This window comes from Pseudomonas sp. JV245A, assembly GCF_032424515.1.
GTDB lineage: Bacteria > Pseudomonadota > Gammaproteobacteria > Pseudomonadales > Pseudomonadaceae > Aquipseudomonas > Aquipseudomonas protegens.
In genome coordinates this window covers 1-257 of sequence record NZ_VYKE01000644.1, presented here as the reverse complement: position 1 = coordinate 257, position 257 = coordinate 1, and the positions used below count along the sequence as shown (strand labels likewise).

General features: G+C 65.8%; 1 protein-coding gene. It reads right to left on the bottom strand.

Annotation, left to right across the window (positions count from 1 at the left end; translation table 11 throughout):
- On the bottom strand, nucleotides 1-257 hold a 257-nt coding region (locus F6S12_RS33425), incomplete at both ends, for an NAD(P)-binding domain-containing protein (protein WP_315870074.1).

Sequence of the window (257 nt, the reverse complement as noted above, 5' to 3'; positions counted from 1 at the left end):
AACGGCCCGGTGGCGGCCACCACCCGTTGGGCCTGGATCAGCCCTTCGGAGGTTTCCACGGTGAAGCCCGGGCGGCCGACATTGCGCAGTACCTTACGCACTTCCACGCCGGTGCGGATCGGCGCATTGAACTTGCGCGCATAAGCTTCGAAATAGTCCGCCACCTGGTCCTTGGCCGGGAAGGCATCGGCGGCGACATCGAATTCCATCCCGGGAAAGCGGTCGTGCCAGGCCGGCCCGTTGGCCACCAGGGAATC